Raw genomic sequence first — 15998 nt, 5'->3', positions numbered from 1 at the left:
ATCTTTTGAGTTTTTCAGAAAATGACAACGCTTTCCCGGTAGAAGGAGGTGAAATGACAAATTTCAGCATCAGCTAATTGTCCGCTGTTTTCCAAGAAAAATCATACAAATAAATAGGAGGAGAGGGGAAAGTATGATTGCTTCTGTTAGCAGAGCTATTGATATTTTAAGCTGTTTTACTCAGGAGGAGCCTGTATTGGGCAATGCAGAAATTGCTGAAAAACTGGGATTAAGCAGAAGTACGACACATCATTTAATCACTACACTATGCAATGAAGGTGTCTTAATAAGGGATGCCAGTAGAAAATACCGCCTTGGTTGGAAGCTTTTGGAATGGAATAACAGAGTCATGTTTCAACATGATTTTTATAATAAGGCAATGCCTTTGGTAAAAGAATTGACGGACAGATTCAGGGGAACAGCCCATATTGGCATGTTTGATCGAGGAGACGTCGTTTTTGTCCTCCGGATTTCTTCCATGGAGGCGAATGATGTACCAACTTATCTTGGAGGAAGAAAACCCGCCTATTGTACAAGCGCCGGAAAAGCTCTCATCGCCTATAATGACGCTTACTTGAAAGAAACGATTGCCAAGGGATTATCGAGGCAGGGTCCCAATACCATTACGAATATCGAAACTTTAAAACAGGAATTGAAAATGGTTCGTGAGCAGGGATACTCTATTAGCAATAATGAAAATGACACACGTACTTATGCGATAGCAGCACCGATTCAATCGTATTCGGGGGAAACGATCGCATCTGTCAATTTGGTGGGGCCGATTAGTTATATGAAAGGGCTTCATAAGGGCCACATTATCCAGTGTGTTATCAATACAGCGAAATCAATTTCGCGTGAATTGGGCTACATCGAAATTTAATAGTTTTCAACGCCTTGTAATAAAGAGAATATTCAGAAAAATAAACAAACTATTTTAAAGGTTCCAAAGAAAGACTTCCTTTTTTCTATACAAACAAGCTTGAGGGGGCATGAACAAATGAACATTTACAAAAGTCGCATTTTTATTGTAATGGTGATGGCTGCTCTGTTATTAGCCGCATGCGGCAGCGGCGGAGACAAAGAATCAACAAAGGCAAGCGGCGGCGGAGCAGAGCAGACTTACGAACTAAAGTTGGGACATATTGCGCCTCCTGACCATATTTGGAATAAAGCGGCAGAAAAGCTGGGTGAAGAATTGGAAAAACGTTCCAATGGTCGTATGAAAGTAGATCTGTATCCCGGTGGTCAGCTTGGGAGTGATTCTGACATGGTACAGCAGCTTGAAACAGGGTCATTGGACATAGCTTTCATTACAAATGCTTTCTTGACATCAAAGTCGGATGCTTTAAAGCGCATGGTTTGCACCTTATTTATTTGGCTCTTATGAAGAAGCCTTTGAAGCCAGCAATTCGGATGTGGCCAAAAAGATTTTGGCGACGCTGGATGATCAAGGACTAAAAGCAATGGATTATTTCTTTTCGGGTCATCGGACAATGATGTTTAGGGAAAAAATTGAAACACCTGATGAAATGAAAGGGCTAACATTGCGCGTGACACCAAGCCCGGCCTTGGAAGATTGGTACCGTTCACTCGGGGTAAACCCGGAGTCCATCTCATTGCCGGATGTTTACCAATCGGCACAAACAGGGGTTATCGACGGGATGGAAATGGATTTGGATGCCGCTATCACTTCGAACTTTAATGAAGTGACTGGTTACGGGGCGTTGACAAATCATATGGTTTGGCCGGCAGTGATGATCATTAATAAAAAACGTTTTGAAGACATGTCTGAAGATGATCAAAAAATAATTGAAGAATCTATGGCTGTTGCATCCGAGTATGCCACAATGCAGCGTGCTTCGCAGGAAGAAGAATTCAAAAAAACACTTGAAGATAGAGGGATGGAGCTTTACGAGATAGATACCGCTTTATTTAAGCCTCACATGAAAGAATTTGATAAGAAATATAAGGAGATGGATCCTCTTATAAAAGAATTTATTGAAACGTTTCGTAAATAGGAGGTGTTAACATGAAGACATTAAGCAACTGGATTGAAGCTTTTGAAAAGCTGGCGTCCATCCTGTTAATTGCTGCCATGACAGTGGTCCTGTTTATCTCTGTCATATTCAGGTACTTTTTAAACGCCCCGCTTTTTTGGGCGAATGAAGCCAGTATCTTTATGATGGCCTGGCTTACCTTTATCGGAGGAAGTTTGGGGCTTAAGTATAAGTCCCAGGCTTCCATCACTTTTTTGGTTGACCGTTTTTCAGAAAAAGGAAGGAAAATTCTTTTTATCATGACACATATCATTATTTTAATAGCGTTGGCGTTCTTACTGTATTTGAGCTATCAATGGGTATTTACCTTGTCTCCGCAAAAGTCGAGTTCTATGCGCTTGCCGATGTGGCTCCCTTATCTTTCTGTACCAGTGGGATTGACATTTGCGTTTATCCATCTATTGGATTATTTTATCGATTTATGTAAAAATACACCACAAAGTAGTGAAGCATCATGACCATCCACTTATTAGCAACGATCATCATATTTATTTTGCTCTTGATAATCGGCATCCCGATTTCGCTTGTTTTAGCAATTATTTCATTGGCTTATCTCATTTTGACTGATTCCGTCGCCGTCTTGGGATCGGTTCCACAGAAAATGTTTTCCGGGCTGGATAACTTTGGATTACTGGCCATTCCCCTCTTTATGTTGGCCGGTGAATTAATGAATTTTGGGGGCATCACCACGAGATTAATCACTTTTGCCAAGGTGCTGATCGGACATTTCCGAGGAGGATTAGCGTATGTCTCCATTATCGCCAACATGTTTCTCGCATCCATTTTGGGCTCTGCCAATGCGCAAGCTGCCATGATGAGTAAGGTCATGGTTCCCGAGATGGAAAAGGAAGGATATTCCCGAAGCTTTTCCGCCGCATTAACATTGGCTTCATCGATTGTGGCTCCGGTCATTCCACCGAGTATGTTATTTATCATTTATGGGACATTGACGGGTGCTTCCATAGGAGATTTATTTATGGCCGGTATCATACCGGGAATTTTACTGGGAATTGGATTTATCGCTGTAATCGGTTTCATGAGTGTGAAGGAACAATTTCCAAAAAGCGAGCGGGGAACATTGAGGTCGATGCTGAAAAGTTTTTTGAGCGTGCTTCCTGCCTTGCTGATTCCTTTTATAATTATTTATGGCATATTAAGCGGCGTGTTTACACCTACTGAGTCGGCAGCCGTAGCCTGTATAATCGCCGTTATCATTGGCTTTGCCTATAAGGAGTTAAAGGTTGGACATCTTCCGGAAATATTATTAAACACAGTGGTGAATACTGCCACCATCACGTTCCTTATTGTGACAGCCAATTTATTCGGATATATTATCGCCTACGAACAAATTCCACAGCTTATTGCAAACTCAATGTTGAGTTTATCGGACAATCCACTTGTATTCCTTTTACTGGTCAATATTTTATTGTTGTTGTTAGGAACCGTTTTGGATGGAATTGCGGCATTGATTATTTTAGTGCCGGTATTTGCTCCGCTTTTGACAACTTATCAAATAGATCCGGTTCATTTTGGGGTTATCGTGACAATTAATCTCACCATCGGCCTTTTGACTCCGCCTGTTGGAACAGGTCTGTTTATTGTTTCTTCCGTGGCAAAAGTTAAAATAGAAGATCTTGTCAAGGCCATCATTCCTTTTTTACTGACAGCGATTGTTTTACTGCTGGTCATCACTTATTGGAAAGATGCAGTGCTTTGGATTCCAAGCCTTTATGAGCCATAAAATTGTACATGGTTGTGAGTCTGGGAGGGGTTCGCCAAGTGTCTCGAATCACAGCAGTGAAAAGCTCTCGGCCCAGCCTGAGAGCTTTTTCACCATTATAATCTGTTCTTTTTTCGTATTTCTTTTTCAACTTTACGAAGCGCTTTTTTTGAGCCGCGTTCAATGTCATGCTGGAGCTTTCTCGTTTTATGGTCAATGAATAAAGAGTCTAAGTCATATCCCTCCGGGTATAAGTCCGCGGCTTTTCCTTCTATGGCCAACCGTTTTTCATGTACTTCAATCAATTGATTTTGATAAAAAACGGTGACGTTTTGATATTGGTCTTTTTCTTTATATACAATTCCAAAATCGTCGTGATCCAGCAGTTTTACGCGGTCTCCTTTTTGATAGTGGATACGATGTTCTGCTTTTACAGCAGCTTGCTTAGGTTTTCGTATTTTACTTTCATGTACTCGTTCTAAGCGGTATTCTTTATTTTTCATATAATCTTCTGCTCTTTGTAATACATGTTCCGGTACATTCATTTTTCTAGAGATCCATAAGGCGTTACTGTCTCCCGATTGCCCGATCAGAAGCTTATATAATGGCTCAAGTGTTTCATGATTAAATTGCATGGCAGCGTTCATGAAATCACTATGCAGTTCGGAAAAGCGTTTTATTTCGCCATAGTGGGTTGTCGCAACGGTTATACATCCTTTCAGATAAAATTCTTCTAACAGGGAGATGGCTAAAGCCGCCCCTTCATTTGGTTCTGTCCCGCTGCCAATCTCGTCGAATAGTAACAGCGTATTGTTGTTTACGGAACGAAGGATTTCCGATAAGTTCTGCATGTGAGAAGAGAACGTGCTAAGTGCATTTTCTATGCTCTGATTATCACCAATATCCACAAAAATATGGTCAAATATCGCAATTTCAGTTTCTTTTGAAGCTGTAATATGAAACCCGGACATCGTTGCCAAAGTAACAAGGCCTATTGTTTTCAGCACAATTGTTTTTCCCCCGGCATTAGGACCGGTTATGATCAAGCTGCGATAACTGTTTCCAATCTGAAAGTGAAGCGGAACAACATGTCCTGATAATAATGGATGCTTGCAATGAACGAATGAAATATATCCATGTTCATTAATGTTTGGCTCAATTCCATCGACATGTCTGCTATATTTCGCTTTGGCAAAAATCATATCGTACTGGGATATAAGCTCGATATTAATGTTAAGAGGCCGGAGATTTTCTGCTACGAGCCCTGTTAAAGTCGCTAGTATTTGATATTCCAACATGGCCTCTTCGGATTTTAAAGCCGCTAATTCAGCACTTAATTTTCCTACCGCGCTAGGCTCTATAAAGACTGTCGAACCTTTAGAAGATATTTCAATGACCGTTCCTTGTATTTTATTTTTGTAGGAGGCTTTAATAGGGATTGTATAGCGGTCATCTTTGATCGTAATAATGAACTCCTGAATGTAATGTTTATGGGCACTGCTGTTTATGAATTTATTTAATCGTTCTTTTATTTTTTGTTCGGTGGATTGAATATGGGAACGAACACGTTTAAGTTCTTTGCTGGCTGCCGAGTCAACTTCATTATTTTTTATGGAAAAATGGATTTCCTCTTCCACATCCAGGAATTCTGTCATGGATTGAGCATAGGAAGCCAAGGTAGGCGCGACAAACTCTTTGTTGGACATGAACATTTTTATTTTCCGGCAACCCCTTAAAAAATCGGCAATACTTAAAAGTTCCCCAGGGTCTAAAATAATCCCTTTATCTAATTTAGTGATGATATGTTCAATTTGGGAAACACCAATAAAAGGCATGTTTCCACCTGCATCCAGAATGGCTCGTGCTTCAGATGTTTCGGTTAAGCGATGTTTTACTACTTTTAGGTTAGAACTCGGTGTTAATTGGTCGATCAGTTGTTTGCCTAGTCCGCTCACGCAATATGATTTTACGATCTCTTTAAGTTCGTTGTATTGTAATTTTTCAAAAGTATTTTTATTCATGTTTTGATTCTCCTCAAAGTGATGAATTGAATTGATCAGCAATGAAGAAACCTACTGGCGGGATTTCAATGAGTTGTTCAATAAAAAAAGCCGCGGCATCTACCGCAGCTTTTTTACGTTTACAAGGCAAAAGAGAATAAAACCATCCGTAAAGTTCGTTCTATTTACGAAATGGCGCGCTTGTTTATAAAGTAGGGTAGGTATCTTCATAGGTGGAAATAAGTCCATAGTAAAACAAGGGGTATGAAATGAGCTAAAATCCCCTGTTGTTACAATTTCCTTATTTCCTTTTACATTTTCCTATTTAGATACTACCGCACTCACAAAAAGCACCTCTTATTAATCGGATTGTTCATCTCATTGAAATCCACTTTATAAAACTAATTATACTCGGTGATGTTGAAAAAGTAAATCATGGCTTTTATCTGTTTAACTCCAAAGTACTTTTTAGATTTAAAAGGTCCATCAGGTTGTGTTGAATCATAAAATTGGTTATTTCATTACAATTAGGTTTTGTTTATGATTGTGAGGATAAAGGTGTTGAGGAAGGCCAGGGGAAAAGCAGGGAGTTTGACAAAGAAAGGACCCGGTCAATAGTCTGGATAACCGAAAAAAGAGAATGCCGGATCAAACCTTTATATAAAGGAAGACATTTAATTAAGGATCATACGGGATTTTACACTTACACCCTTGAACCTTCTGGGGTTTTTCATTACAGAAAGGATGTTGTTCCTCTTTAATGATGAGGACCAGGAACATTGGTGCTTGTGACTGCGCCGATCCTATATGTTCAGTTTGAACAGATCACCCACAGCTTTTTACAGCAGTGACTCATAAAGTTGATCCTTAAACCAAAACATTGACAGAACCGTTGGCGGTATGTATATTATACACTTATTAAGGATACTAATTTCATAGGGATTATTGGTTTTTGTGGTGGCACAGTAAATCGGTGGCGCATATGATGAAAAACCAACTGAAGCCCAAAACAAAGGGGGGAACATATTATGGATATATGGTTCATTAGCTTGAATATAGTGGCTTTACTTGCGTTTATTGGTCTTCTTATTCTTATGCAAAAGAAACATGTATCGTTTACAAAACGTGTATTTACGGGCTTAGGTACAGGGATTGTGCTTGGCGCAATTTTACAAGCCATCTATGGAGTAGATTCGGAAGTTTTAACGACTACAGCAGATTGGTATAGTATTGTCGGAAGCGGATATATCAAACTGTTGATGATGATTGTCGTGCCACTTGTCATGGTGTCTATCATTCAATCCATTATTAACCTGGAAAAATCAGCAGACCTTGGAAAAATGTCTGCCTGGATTATTGGTTTCTTAGTTTCGACGGCTATGGTGGCCGCTTTGATTGGAATTGGATCTGCTGCATTATTTGATTTGAATGCAGATCAAATTGATGCGGGACAAGCGGAAATAGATCGAGGGGATATGCTTTTAGAAAAACTTGGAGAAGTGGAGGATCTAACAACGCCGCAGAAAATCCTCAGTTTTATTCCATCCAATATCTTTCTGGATATGACAGGAGAGCGGGCGACTTCGGTCATTGCGGTGGTCATTTTCTCCATCATCGTTGGGATTGCTGTCCTTGGGTTACGGAGAAAAAATCCGGAACAAGCGGAAATGTTTAAAAAAATCGTGAATGCGGTTTATGCAGTTGTTATGCGAATTGTAACATTGATTTTGCGCCTGACACCATTTGGAATTCTAGCTTTGATGGCTAATACGGTGGCTAAAACAGATGTTGCTGGTATTGTTCAGCTTGGTAAATTTGTGATTGCCTCTTATGTCGGTTTATTTGTCATCATGATCTTCCATCTTTTATTAGTGGGGCTCTTTGGTTTAAATCCGCTGACATACTTAAGAAAGGCCATGCCAGTGCTAGGTTTTGCTTTTACATCCCGCTCGAGTGCGGGTACGATTCCACTGAACATTCAAGCACAGAAAAACTCCCTTGGTGTTGATTCAGGAATCGCTAACATGTCGGCTTCGTTTGGAGCGACCATCGGGCAAAACGGCTGTGCCGGAATGTATCCCGCCATGCTGGCATTCATGATCGCGCCTACAGTCGGGATTGATCCACTTGCACCAGCATTTATCATCAAATTGGTGTTAATTATCGGTATCAGTTCATTTGGTGTTGCCGGTGTTGGTGGGGGTGCTACCTTTGCCGCATTGATTGTTTTGTCTTCTATGGGGCTCCCTGTAGCTTTGGCTGGTTTACTCATATCAATCGAGGCACTAATTGATATGGGACGTACGGCTGTCAATGTAAATGACAGCATGGTTTCCGGCACATTGACAGCACGAATCTTGGGGAAACTGAATTTGAAAACATTCAATGATAAAACAGCAATTGAAGATAATTCGTCATTTTAAGGAAGAAATGAATCACCATCCTCTTGGTGGTTCGTTTTTTTTTTTGCAGAAAAATAGTGAGTATTCGGAGTTGTATCTGATATTCGAAATGATTCCGGTCCCTCTTTTATTTCGTACTTGTTTATGTCCCAGCCCCTATTCTCGCAATTTTTACGAATATCCATCAGCTTTCAACATATATCCAAACCCCTTTCCTACTTTATTAATGGTTCTATGAAAATTTTTAATAGATTTCATCATCTGAAATCTATGCGTTGTAGGGTGTCAGCGTTTTCAATATAGTAAATACAAATCTGAAGATTGGAGGATGGAGTCTATGGATACGAGAGAATTACGGAATTGTTTTGGCTGTTTTGCAACCGGTGTCACGGTGATCACTTGGATGAATGACGATGGCCAAAGAAGAGGGATAACCGTCAACTCCTTCACTTCTGTTTCATTGGACCCGCCGCTTGTACTTATTTCCATAGATAAGAAGACAAAGGCTTTTGAAGAATTGAAAAACAAGTCCTTTGTTATCAATATATTATCTGCTGATCAGGCTGCCTATGCACTGCAATTCGCGGGACGGCCACAGGCGGATCTGGAGGTGGAGTGGGAAGAAACGCTTGGCCCGCTGCCTGCACTAAAAGGAACAGTAGCTCATTTTAAGTGTTCGCCCTGGAAGGAGTATGAAGGCGGAGATCATCTTTTGTTTGTGGGGAAGGTGGAGGATTTTTCCTACAATCAAAAAGAGAGTTTATTATTTTACAGGGGAAAATTTTTCGAAACAGCAGATCGTTCCATTCTTGCTGCAAATTCATAATGGAGGGAAAAAACGATGAGCATCAGAACGGGAGAGCAATATATTCAAGGGTTGAAGTCGCGGCAGCCGGAGGTCTGGCTTGGTGGTGAACGGGTGACAGATTTGGTGAATCATCCGGTGTTTAAACAGCCGATTAAGGAGATGGCGAGATTATTTGATATGCAGCACGACCCTAAGTATCAGGCCGATATCATCCATATTTGCGAAGAAACTGGAAAGCGGGTAAATAATGGTTTCCTGATTCCAAGGAATGCGGAGGATCTTGAAGCAAGGAGGAGATTGTTTGAAGTCTGGGCAGAAGCCACTTACGGTTTAATGGGCAGAACACCGGACTTCCTAAATGTTGTAGTCACATCGATGGCTACAAACGATTGGTTTTTCCGGCAGTATGGTGAACGTTACGGTGACAATATCATCAACTATTACAGATATATAAGAGACAACGACCTGTTTCTTACCCATGCGATTGTTAATCCGCAAAATGATAGAAGCAAAGCTTCCCATGAGCAAGAAGTGGAGTATGCCCACTTGGGAGTTTGCAAAGAAACGGAAGATGGTTTGATTGTACGAGGGGCGAAAATGTTAGCAACGCTTGCGCCGATCACTGATGAAGTCATCATCTACTCATATCCGAGCTTTAAGCCGGGAGACGAAAAGTTTGCCATTTCGTTTGCTCTTCCAATCGATGCGCCGGGCCTGCGCATTTATTGCAGAGAAGAGACACAAAGTGGAACCCGTTCGACATGGGATCATCCGTTGGCTTCCAGATTTGAAGAAATGGACGCATTGCTTGTCTTTGACGATGTATTCGTACCGTGGGAGCGGGTCTTTATTAACCAAAACGTTGAAGCGGGCAACTTACTCTATCCGAAAACAGGGATCAATCTCCAACCGTCACATCAATCGGCGGTCAGAGGATTATGCAAACTTTCGTTTGTAACTGATGTGGCGTGCTCCCTTGCGGATTCCATTGGAGTTGATGGATACTTGAATGTTCAAAATCTCCTGTCGGAACTGATCCAAGCTGTCGAGACAATCCGGGCTTTAGTGCGTACCGCCGAGCGGGAGTACTCAATCACTGATCAAGGGGAAGCCCTTCCCAATATTGTGCCGCTTGAAACGATCCGGGGGCTATTGCCGAAAATGTATCCGAGGGCCATTGAAGTCTTACAGACTATCGGTGCCGGAGGTCTGTTGATGTCACCAACGGGCGCGGACTTCGCGCGTCCGGAAATAAGTGACGATATGAATAAATATTATGCCGGCCGTTCTGGAGTCTCCTCGGAAAAACGGGTCAGATTATTTAAACTGGCATGGGATCTGTGCGGGGAAGCGTTCGGCCAAAGGTTGGTGCAGTATGAGCGTTATTATTCCGGTGATCCGGTACGAAAAATGGGAATGTTCTACAATGTCCATAAAAGAAACAATCTTTCTTACCCGCTGGTGGAGCGGGTGCTGGAAGAGTCTCTCTTATTATCGGAGGAACATCAGGAGCAAACAAAGCAATTACATTCATGAATGGAAAGTGGTATTGCGGAAGTGAGGGATTCAGTTGAAACTTTTTCAAGCCGAAAGCCTTACATTATCGAGATCGGTGGTTGCCATTGGCGCTTTTGACGGCGTTCACCGCGGACATCAATCAGTGATCCGCGAGATGGTGAGAAAAGGAAACTTGGAAGGAGTGCCCACTGTCGTTTATACATTCAGCCCTCCTCCCCGGGTCTATTTTCAAGGAGCCCGTACTCTGACAAGCCCTGAACAAAAGCTTACATTGTTGGAGCGTTTAGGTGTTACCCACACGATACTCGCAAAGTTTGATGAAGAGTATGTAAAGCGGACAGCGCTGGAGTTTGTTGAAGAGCTGTCACGTATCAATCCGAAATGCATGATTGTCGGAGATGATTTTCGCTTTGGAAACAATCGAGCCGGTGATGTTTCGCTATTAAAATCATATTTTAACGTCCAATCAATCAATCCGATTTGTTGTGCGCGGGGAGAGCGAATCTCTTCAACTAGAATTAGAGAGCTTATTGTAAAAGGGAAACAAGAACAAGTGCTGCCTCTGCTCGGATGGATGTGAGGATATGGTTAAAAGAAATGGATGAAATGGGGCTTGATAAAGTGAGTTTGATTGAGAGCAAGTAAAGCCGCTTATAAACAATAAGAGAATCGGTAGTCGGAAGCCCGAACAAGCGCCGTGATCTTCATATCGGCTCTCGAAGAGAAGCGATCATTTGGCAAAATCAAAGTTGCGGTAATCATGGAAAACAAGAGGTTGATTTTAGTTAAAAAAATGTTTTTTTCTTCCAAAAAATAGCCCTTATTTCCCGCATCGTGTGGCAAACACATAGGCTTGGTGATTGAGAAAAAGCGCGGTGGGCCCATGGTTTAATTCGGTGATACATGTGAGTGTGGGCTTCATCGAACGACAATGCGGCTTACCAATAGAAAACAAAGTTAAGTTGACAGCAGTGAAGAACTTAGAACGTGCGACACCTGCGAAAAGATAAAGGAAGAAGAAACGGAAAGCAGTCCTGCTTTTTCAAGCTACAGTCTCGGGAAAATGACAAGTGGGTATCTTATAAACAAAATGATGGAGGAATCATGATGTCAAAGTTGAAATCAAGAAATTTTAAAGCGTTCAGTTTGCTCGGATGGATTGAAGAAAACAAGGGTCAATTAAAGCCGCCAGTGAATAATAAAATGCTTTGGGAAGAGTCGGACTTCATTTACATGATGGTCGGGGGGCCGAACAAGCGCCGTGATTTTCATGTCAGCCCTGCCGAAGAGTTCTTTTATCAAATCAAAGGCGCCTGTTATATCGAAGTAATCAATGACGAGGGAAAAAGAGAGGTCGTTACTGTCCAAGAAGGGGAAGTTTTCCTGCTTCCGGCAAATGTCCCTCATTCCCCGCATCGTGTGGCAGACACATATGGCTTGGTGATTGAGAAAAAACGCGGTCCGGGCGAATTGGAATCCATGGTTTGGTTCTGTGATCAATGTGATCATGAACTTCATCGAATGACGATGCAGCTTACCAATATTGAAACTCAGTTAAAAGCCGGAATTGAACAGTTTGATAGCAGTGAAGAACTTAGAACATGTGATAAATGTGGATATGTGATGCCGGCGGAAGCAGGGATATGGAAATGAGAGTGGACTTTCACACACATATTATTCCTGAAGACATACCTGACTTTACAAAAAGATACGGTGGCGGCCGTTGGCCAGTTTTAGAAAAGACCTGCTCATGCGGTGCTAATATAATGGTTTCCGGGAAAGTTTTCCGGGAAGTGACCGATCAAGTGTGGAGCCCTGAAAAAAGAATAGAAGATATGGACAAAGAAGGTGTCGATCTTCAAGTCCTGTCCCCCATTCCGGTGACGTTCTCTTATTGGGCAGAGCCAAATGCCGCTGAAGAAATGGCACATATTCAAAATGACTTTATTGCTGAAACGGTGAAGCAGTATCCTTCAAGATTTATTGGCCTTGGGACTGTCCCGCTTCAGGATGTGGATGTTTCCATTCGCGAAATGGAACGGTGTATGTTTCAACTCGGCTTAAAAGGGATTGAAATCGGAACGAATGTGAATGGCAAAAACTTGGACGATCCTTCATTTTCTGGCTTTTTCGAAATGGCGGAAAAATGGAATGTGCCGTTATTCGTGCATCCATGGGAGACGCTTGGAAGAGAAAGAATGCCCCGCCATAACTTTATGTATACAGTAGGCATGCCGAGTGAAACCGCTTTGGCCGCCGCCAGTTTGATTAATGGGGCGGTCATGGAAAAATATCCGACCTTGAAGGTTTGTTTTGCCCATGGGGGAGGTTCTTTCCCTTATATATTGCCGCGTCTGGATCAAGGGTGGAACGTATGGCCCCACATCCGGAAGATTCAAAAGCCTCCAAGCTTTTATGCGCAAAAGTTTTATTTTGATTCGCTTAACTATGACCCTGTAAATCTATCATATTTAGTAGAGCGTTTTGGATATGAAAAAATTGTCATGGGATCTGACTATCCCTTCCTCTTGAGGGAGATACCGCCCGGAAAAGTCATAGACGATACGCTCGGTCTCACAGAGGAACAAAAAGCTGCCATGTTGGGCGGGAATGCCTTGTCATTTTTAAATATGAATATAAAGGAAGCGTTGCAAAAATGATGGATAGACCAGATATAGGAAGTATTGCAGAAATGGCGGATACACCGGAAAAAAAGCTGGAACATTTGGGCTTGAAGTTGCCCGCTTTAAGATCTCCTGTAGGAAGCTATGTGAGCTGTGTCAGAACTGGAAATTTATTATTTACAGCCGGGCAGGGAGTGGATGAATTCCATGGAAAACTGGGGAGGGATCTTACAACAGAGGAAGGTTATCTTGCCGCCAGACAATCGATGCTCAATTTATTAAGTGTTGTGAAAGCCGAGCTCGGTGAATTAAGCAAGGTAAAACGAATTGTAAAGGTACTCGGAATGGTCAACAGTACCGAAGATTTTACAGATCAGCCTGCCGTCATGAACGGTGCTTCCGACTTGCTGGGACAAGTTTTTGGAGATAAGGGCAAGCACGGGCGGTCTGCCGTCGGTATGGCTCAATTACCGAATAATACTGCGATTGAAATTGAAATGATTCTTGAAGTGGAGGGCGGGGAGGACTAAAACATGTATCAGAATATAGTAAAAAAACCAATGGTTAAAAATGCGAAGCTCTTTATAAATGGCGAATATGTTGAATCAGAATCAAGAAAAACCTTTGATTCTATTAACCCGGCAACGAATCAAAAACTGGCCACGGTCGCAAACGGTACGGAACATGATGCCAAACGCGCAATCGAAGTGGCAGGACGTACCTTTCAAAGCGGAGTTTGGAGCAATATGCCCGTGGAAGAGAGATCCCGAATCCTTTGCAATATGTCTGATCTCATTATGAAAAATGTGGACGAGCTTGCTTATGTGGAAACGTTGGATGTAGGCAAGCCGATAAAAGAGAGCAGGGATTTTGACATTCCCCGGGCCGCCGCCAATTTTCGTTTTTTTGCAGAAATGGCCAAGTATATGGTTCATGAGCATTACGATATGAGCAAACATATGTCGTATACACAGTACACACCAGCAGGTGTGACAAGCTTGATTATTCCATGGAATCTTCCCTTTATGCAGATGACGTGGAAAGCATCGGCTGCGCTCGCGGCCGGCAACACAATTGTCATTAAACCAGCCTCCTATACACCGCTAAGTGCCGTCATGCTTGGTGAAATTGCCAATGAAGCCGGCTTGCCCCCAGGCGTTTTAAATATTATCACCGGTCCCGGAAGCACGGTCGGCACAACAATGTCCACCCATCCTTTTGTCCGGCGCCTCGCTTTTGTCGGGGAAACCGAGACGGGTAAAACAGTAATGGAGAATGCTTCAAAAAGTCTGATCCCCGTTTCACTCGAACTTGGAGGGAAATCTGCCAATATTGTATTTGAAGATGCGGACTTGGATGAAGCTGTCGAAGGGTCAAAAGAAGCCACTTTCCGAAATCAGGGGGAGATTTGCTTAGCCGGCTCAAGAATTTTAGTCCAAGAGAGCGTTTATGATCAATTTTTGGACAAGTTTGTTGAAGCTGTTAAGAAAATCAAAGTCGGAGACCCGACGGATGAGTCGACGGATATGGGCGCGCTTGTTTCGAAGAGCCATCTCGAGACCGTAGACCATTACGTTCAAATCGGTATGAGCGAAGGAGCAAAACTTGCTTACGGAGGAAAAAGAGTGGAAGGCCTGGAAGAAGGAAATTTCTACATGCCTACTGTTTTATATGATGTAAACAACAAAATGCGGGTGGCGCAGGAAGAGATTTTTGGACCTGTTCCGGTCATCATCCCGTTTAAAACGGAGGAAGAAGCGATTCAAATAGCCAATGACTCGATTTATGGTTTGGCTGGAGTAGTCTGGACAAATGACTTGCGAAGGGCACAGCGGGTTTCTGCGTCCATTCACTCCGGACTGTTATGGATTAATTGCTGGTATGTACGCGATTTGAGAACACCATTTGGCGGAGCAAAAGCGAGTGGGATTGGAAGAGAAGGCGGAAGACACAGCTTTGAATTTTATACCGAGGCGAAAACAATCACAATGAAAAAGTAAATGAAACAAAGCGAAAGGTGATCTATGTTCACCTTTCATTTGTTTTACATGCGGGAGGGCGAAAGACGTGTCACCAAAACTGATCGATTTTGCAAAAGAGCTGTTGGATGCGGAACAATCTGTAAAGGAAGTTCAACCTTTAACTGAACGGGATAGGTCGTTGACTGTAAAGGAAGCTTATCAAATACAGTTGGAGACGGTCAGCTTGAAAAGGGGGCAAGGGAAGAAGGTCATTGGAAAAAAGATTGGTTTGACAAGCGCGGCCATGCAAAAAATGTTGAATGTCAATGAACCTGATTATGGACATTTATTTGATGACATGTGTGTTGAAAATGGCGGAACAGTTCATATAAAAACGTTGATTTCACCAAAAGTAGAAGCGGAAATCGGTTTTGTATTGGAAGAGGAGCTGACAGGACCCAACATCACTTATATAGACGTCCTAATGGCTACAAAATACGTAGTCCCTACGTTGGAAATCATTGATAGCCGAATTGCGGATTGGAAGATCAAATTAATTGATACAGTGGCAGATAACGGCTCTTCATCCAAAGTTGTCATAGGCGATAAAAAGACTGGATTGTCCGGAAGTGATTTACGCACGAATGGAATGGCTTTATTTCAAAACAATGAATTGATTGCCACCGGGGCGGGAGCGGCGGCTTTGGGGCATCCGGCCGAAGCGATTGCCTGGTTGGCTAATAAGCTATTTGAATACGGTATCACTCTCAAAAAAGATGAGTTGATTTTACCGGGAGCGTTATCGGGAGCGATCACGGTGTCAGCAGGTGATGAGGTGAAAGCGGATTTTGGCAGACTGGGCACCGTTACTGTGACATTCCAATTGGACGACTGAAAGGGGAATTTTT

Annotated in this window: 15 protein-coding genes; 14 read left to right on the top strand and 1 reads right to left on the bottom strand. The window is 42.3% G+C overall.

What is annotated here, in order from left to right:
- The first annotated feature begins 133 nt into the window (after positions 1 to 133).
- The 5 genes from JOC94_RS00940 (at position 134) to JOC94_RS00925 (ending at position 3798) form a co-directional block, all read left to right on the top strand.
- Entirely contained in the window at positions 134 to 880 is a 747-nt protein-coding gene (locus tag JOC94_RS00940; protein WP_077109432.1) for an IclR family transcriptional regulator, read from the top strand.
- A gap of 117 nt (positions 881 to 997) precedes the next feature.
- A complete protein-coding gene (dctP, locus tag JOC94_RS23100) occupies positions 998 to 1387 on the top strand; it encodes a TRAP transporter substrate-binding protein DctP (protein ID WP_253191827.1) in 390 nt (129 codons plus the stop codon).
- A 28-nt stretch (positions 1388 to 1415) separates the two neighbouring features.
- Positions 1416 to 2018 carry a TRAP transporter substrate-binding protein gene (locus JOC94_RS23095; RefSeq protein ID WP_253191826.1) on the top strand — a complete coding sequence of 201 codons (603 nt, stop codon included), beginning with the start codon at positions 1416 to 1418 and terminating at the stop codon, positions 2016 to 2018.
- An 11-nt stretch (positions 2019 to 2029) separates the two neighbouring features.
- Positions 2030 to 2515: a TRAP transporter small permease gene (locus tag JOC94_RS00930; protein ID WP_077109431.1), complete on the top strand. Its 486-nt coding sequence runs from the start codon at positions 2030 to 2032 to the stop codon at positions 2513 to 2515.
- Positions 2512 to 3798 carry a TRAP transporter large permease gene (locus JOC94_RS00925; protein ID WP_077109430.1) on the top strand — a complete coding sequence of 429 codons (1287 nt, stop codon included), beginning with the start codon at positions 2512 to 2514 and terminating at the stop codon, positions 3796 to 3798. The genes JOC94_RS00930 and JOC94_RS00925 overlap by 4 nt, the downstream gene beginning before the upstream one ends.
- A gap of 95 nt (positions 3799 to 3893) precedes the next feature.
- Here JOC94_RS00925 and JOC94_RS00920 read toward each other — a convergent pair whose 3' ends face one another.
- Positions 3894 to 5798, bottom strand: a complete 1905-nt coding sequence (locus JOC94_RS00920) for an endonuclease MutS2 (protein WP_205177953.1) — start codon at positions 5796 to 5798, stop codon at positions 3894 to 3896.
- 1007 nt (positions 5799 to 6805) lie between these two features.
- Between JOC94_RS00920 and JOC94_RS00915 the strand changes: the two genes are divergently transcribed.
- The 9 genes from JOC94_RS00915 to JOC94_RS00875 all read left to right on the top strand — a co-directional run bounded on the left by JOC94_RS00915 (position 6806) and on the right by JOC94_RS00875 (position 15985).
- Positions 6806 to 8200 carry an L-cystine transporter gene (locus JOC94_RS00915; protein WP_205177951.1) on the top strand — a complete coding sequence of 465 codons (1395 nt, stop codon included), beginning with the start codon at positions 6806 to 6808 and terminating at the stop codon, positions 8198 to 8200.
- A gap of 316 nt (positions 8201 to 8516) precedes the next feature.
- Entirely contained in the window at positions 8517 to 9005 is a 489-nt protein-coding gene (locus tag JOC94_RS00910) for a flavin reductase family protein (RefSeq protein WP_205177950.1), read from the top strand.
- 15 nt (positions 9006 to 9020) lie between these two features.
- The gene (locus JOC94_RS00905; RefSeq protein WP_205177948.1) at positions 9021 to 10523 is read left to right on the top strand and encodes a 4-hydroxyphenylacetate 3-hydroxylase family protein; all 1503 of its coding nucleotides are present in this window, start codon (positions 9021 to 9023) and stop codon (positions 10521 to 10523) included.
- Between the two features lie 34 nt (positions 10524 to 10557).
- Positions 10558 to 11085 (top strand): FAD synthetase family protein, encoded by a 528-nt coding sequence (locus JOC94_RS00900; protein WP_205177946.1) that lies wholly within the window; start codon positions 10558 to 10560, stop codon positions 11083 to 11085.
- A 527-nt stretch (positions 11086 to 11612) separates the two neighbouring features.
- The gene (locus JOC94_RS00895; RefSeq protein WP_408021894.1) at positions 11613 to 12158 is read left to right on the top strand and encodes a 3-hydroxyanthranilate 3,4-dioxygenase; all 546 of its coding nucleotides are present in this window, start codon (positions 11613 to 11615) and stop codon (positions 12156 to 12158) included.
- Positions 12155 to 13165: an amidohydrolase family protein gene (locus JOC94_RS00890; RefSeq protein WP_205178081.1), complete on the top strand. Its 1011-nt coding sequence runs from the start codon at positions 12155 to 12157 to the stop codon at positions 13163 to 13165. Before JOC94_RS00895 ends, JOC94_RS00890 begins: the two co-directional genes overlap by 4 nt.
- The gene (locus JOC94_RS00885) at positions 13162 to 13659 is read left to right on the top strand and encodes a RidA family protein (protein ID WP_205177942.1); all 498 of its coding nucleotides are present in this window, start codon (positions 13162 to 13164) and stop codon (positions 13657 to 13659) included. The genes JOC94_RS00890 and JOC94_RS00885 overlap by 4 nt, the downstream gene beginning before the upstream one ends.
- A 3-nt stretch (positions 13660 to 13662) precedes the next feature.
- Positions 13663 to 15129, top strand: coding sequence for an aldehyde dehydrogenase (locus tag JOC94_RS00880; RefSeq protein ID WP_205177940.1), 1467 nt, complete (start codon positions 13663 to 13665; stop codon positions 15127 to 15129).
- Between the two features lie 67 nt (positions 15130 to 15196).
- Positions 15197 to 15985, top strand: coding sequence for a 2-keto-4-pentenoate hydratase (locus JOC94_RS00875; RefSeq protein ID WP_205177938.1), 789 nt, complete (start codon positions 15197 to 15199; stop codon positions 15983 to 15985).
- The last annotated feature ends 13 nt before the right edge of the window (positions 15986 to 15998 follow it).

Source organism: Siminovitchia thermophila (assembly GCF_016909185.1).
Classification (GTDB): Bacteria; Bacillota; Bacilli; order Bacillales; family Bacillaceae_C; genus Siminovitchia; species Siminovitchia thermophila.
The sequence above is the reverse complement of the archived record's forward strand: the minus strand, read 5'-3'. Positions and strand labels throughout refer to the sequence as shown.

Excerpts from the sequence above, each read along its gene's own strand:
- JOC94_RS00915 (WP_205177951.1), top strand. The coding sequence starts at position 6,806 with ATGGATATATGGTTCATTAGCTTGAATATAGTGGCTTTACTTGCGTTT.
- JOC94_RS00930 (WP_077109431.1), top strand. The coding sequence starts at position 2,030 with ATGAAGACATTAAGCAACTGGATTGAAGCTTTTGAAAAGCTGGCGTCC.
- JOC94_RS00910 (WP_205177950.1), top strand. The coding sequence starts at position 8,517 with ATGGATACGAGAGAATTACGGAATTGTTTTGGCTGTTTTGCAACCGGT.
- JOC94_RS00905 (WP_205177948.1), top strand. The coding sequence starts at position 9,021 with ATGAGCATCAGAACGGGAGAGCAATATATTCAAGGGTTGAAGTCGCGG.
- JOC94_RS00895 (WP_408021894.1), top strand. The coding sequence starts at position 11,613 with ATGTCAAAGTTGAAATCAAGAAATTTTAAAGCGTTCAGTTTGCTCGGA.
- JOC94_RS00925 (WP_077109430.1), top strand. The coding sequence starts at position 2,512 with ATGACCATCCACTTATTAGCAACGATCATCATATTTATTTTGCTCTTG.
- JOC94_RS00880 (WP_205177940.1), top strand. The coding sequence starts at position 13,663 with ATGTATCAGAATATAGTAAAAAAACCAATGGTTAAAAATGCGAAGCTC.
- JOC94_RS00885 (WP_205177942.1), top strand. The coding sequence starts at position 13,162 with ATGATGGATAGACCAGATATAGGAAGTATTGCAGAAATGGCGGATACA.
- JOC94_RS00940 (WP_077109432.1), top strand. The coding sequence starts at position 134 with ATGATTGCTTCTGTTAGCAGAGCTATTGATATTTTAAGCTGTTTTACT.
- JOC94_RS00890 (WP_205178081.1), top strand. The coding sequence starts at position 12,155 with ATGAGAGTGGACTTTCACACACATATTATTCCTGAAGACATACCTGAC.
- dctP (WP_253191827.1), top strand. The coding sequence starts at position 998 with ATGAACATTTACAAAAGTCGCATTTTTATTGTAATGGTGATGGCTGCT.
- JOC94_RS00920 (WP_205177953.1), bottom strand. The coding sequence starts at position 5,798 with ATGAATAAAAATACTTTTGAAAAATTACAATACAACGAACTTAAAGAG.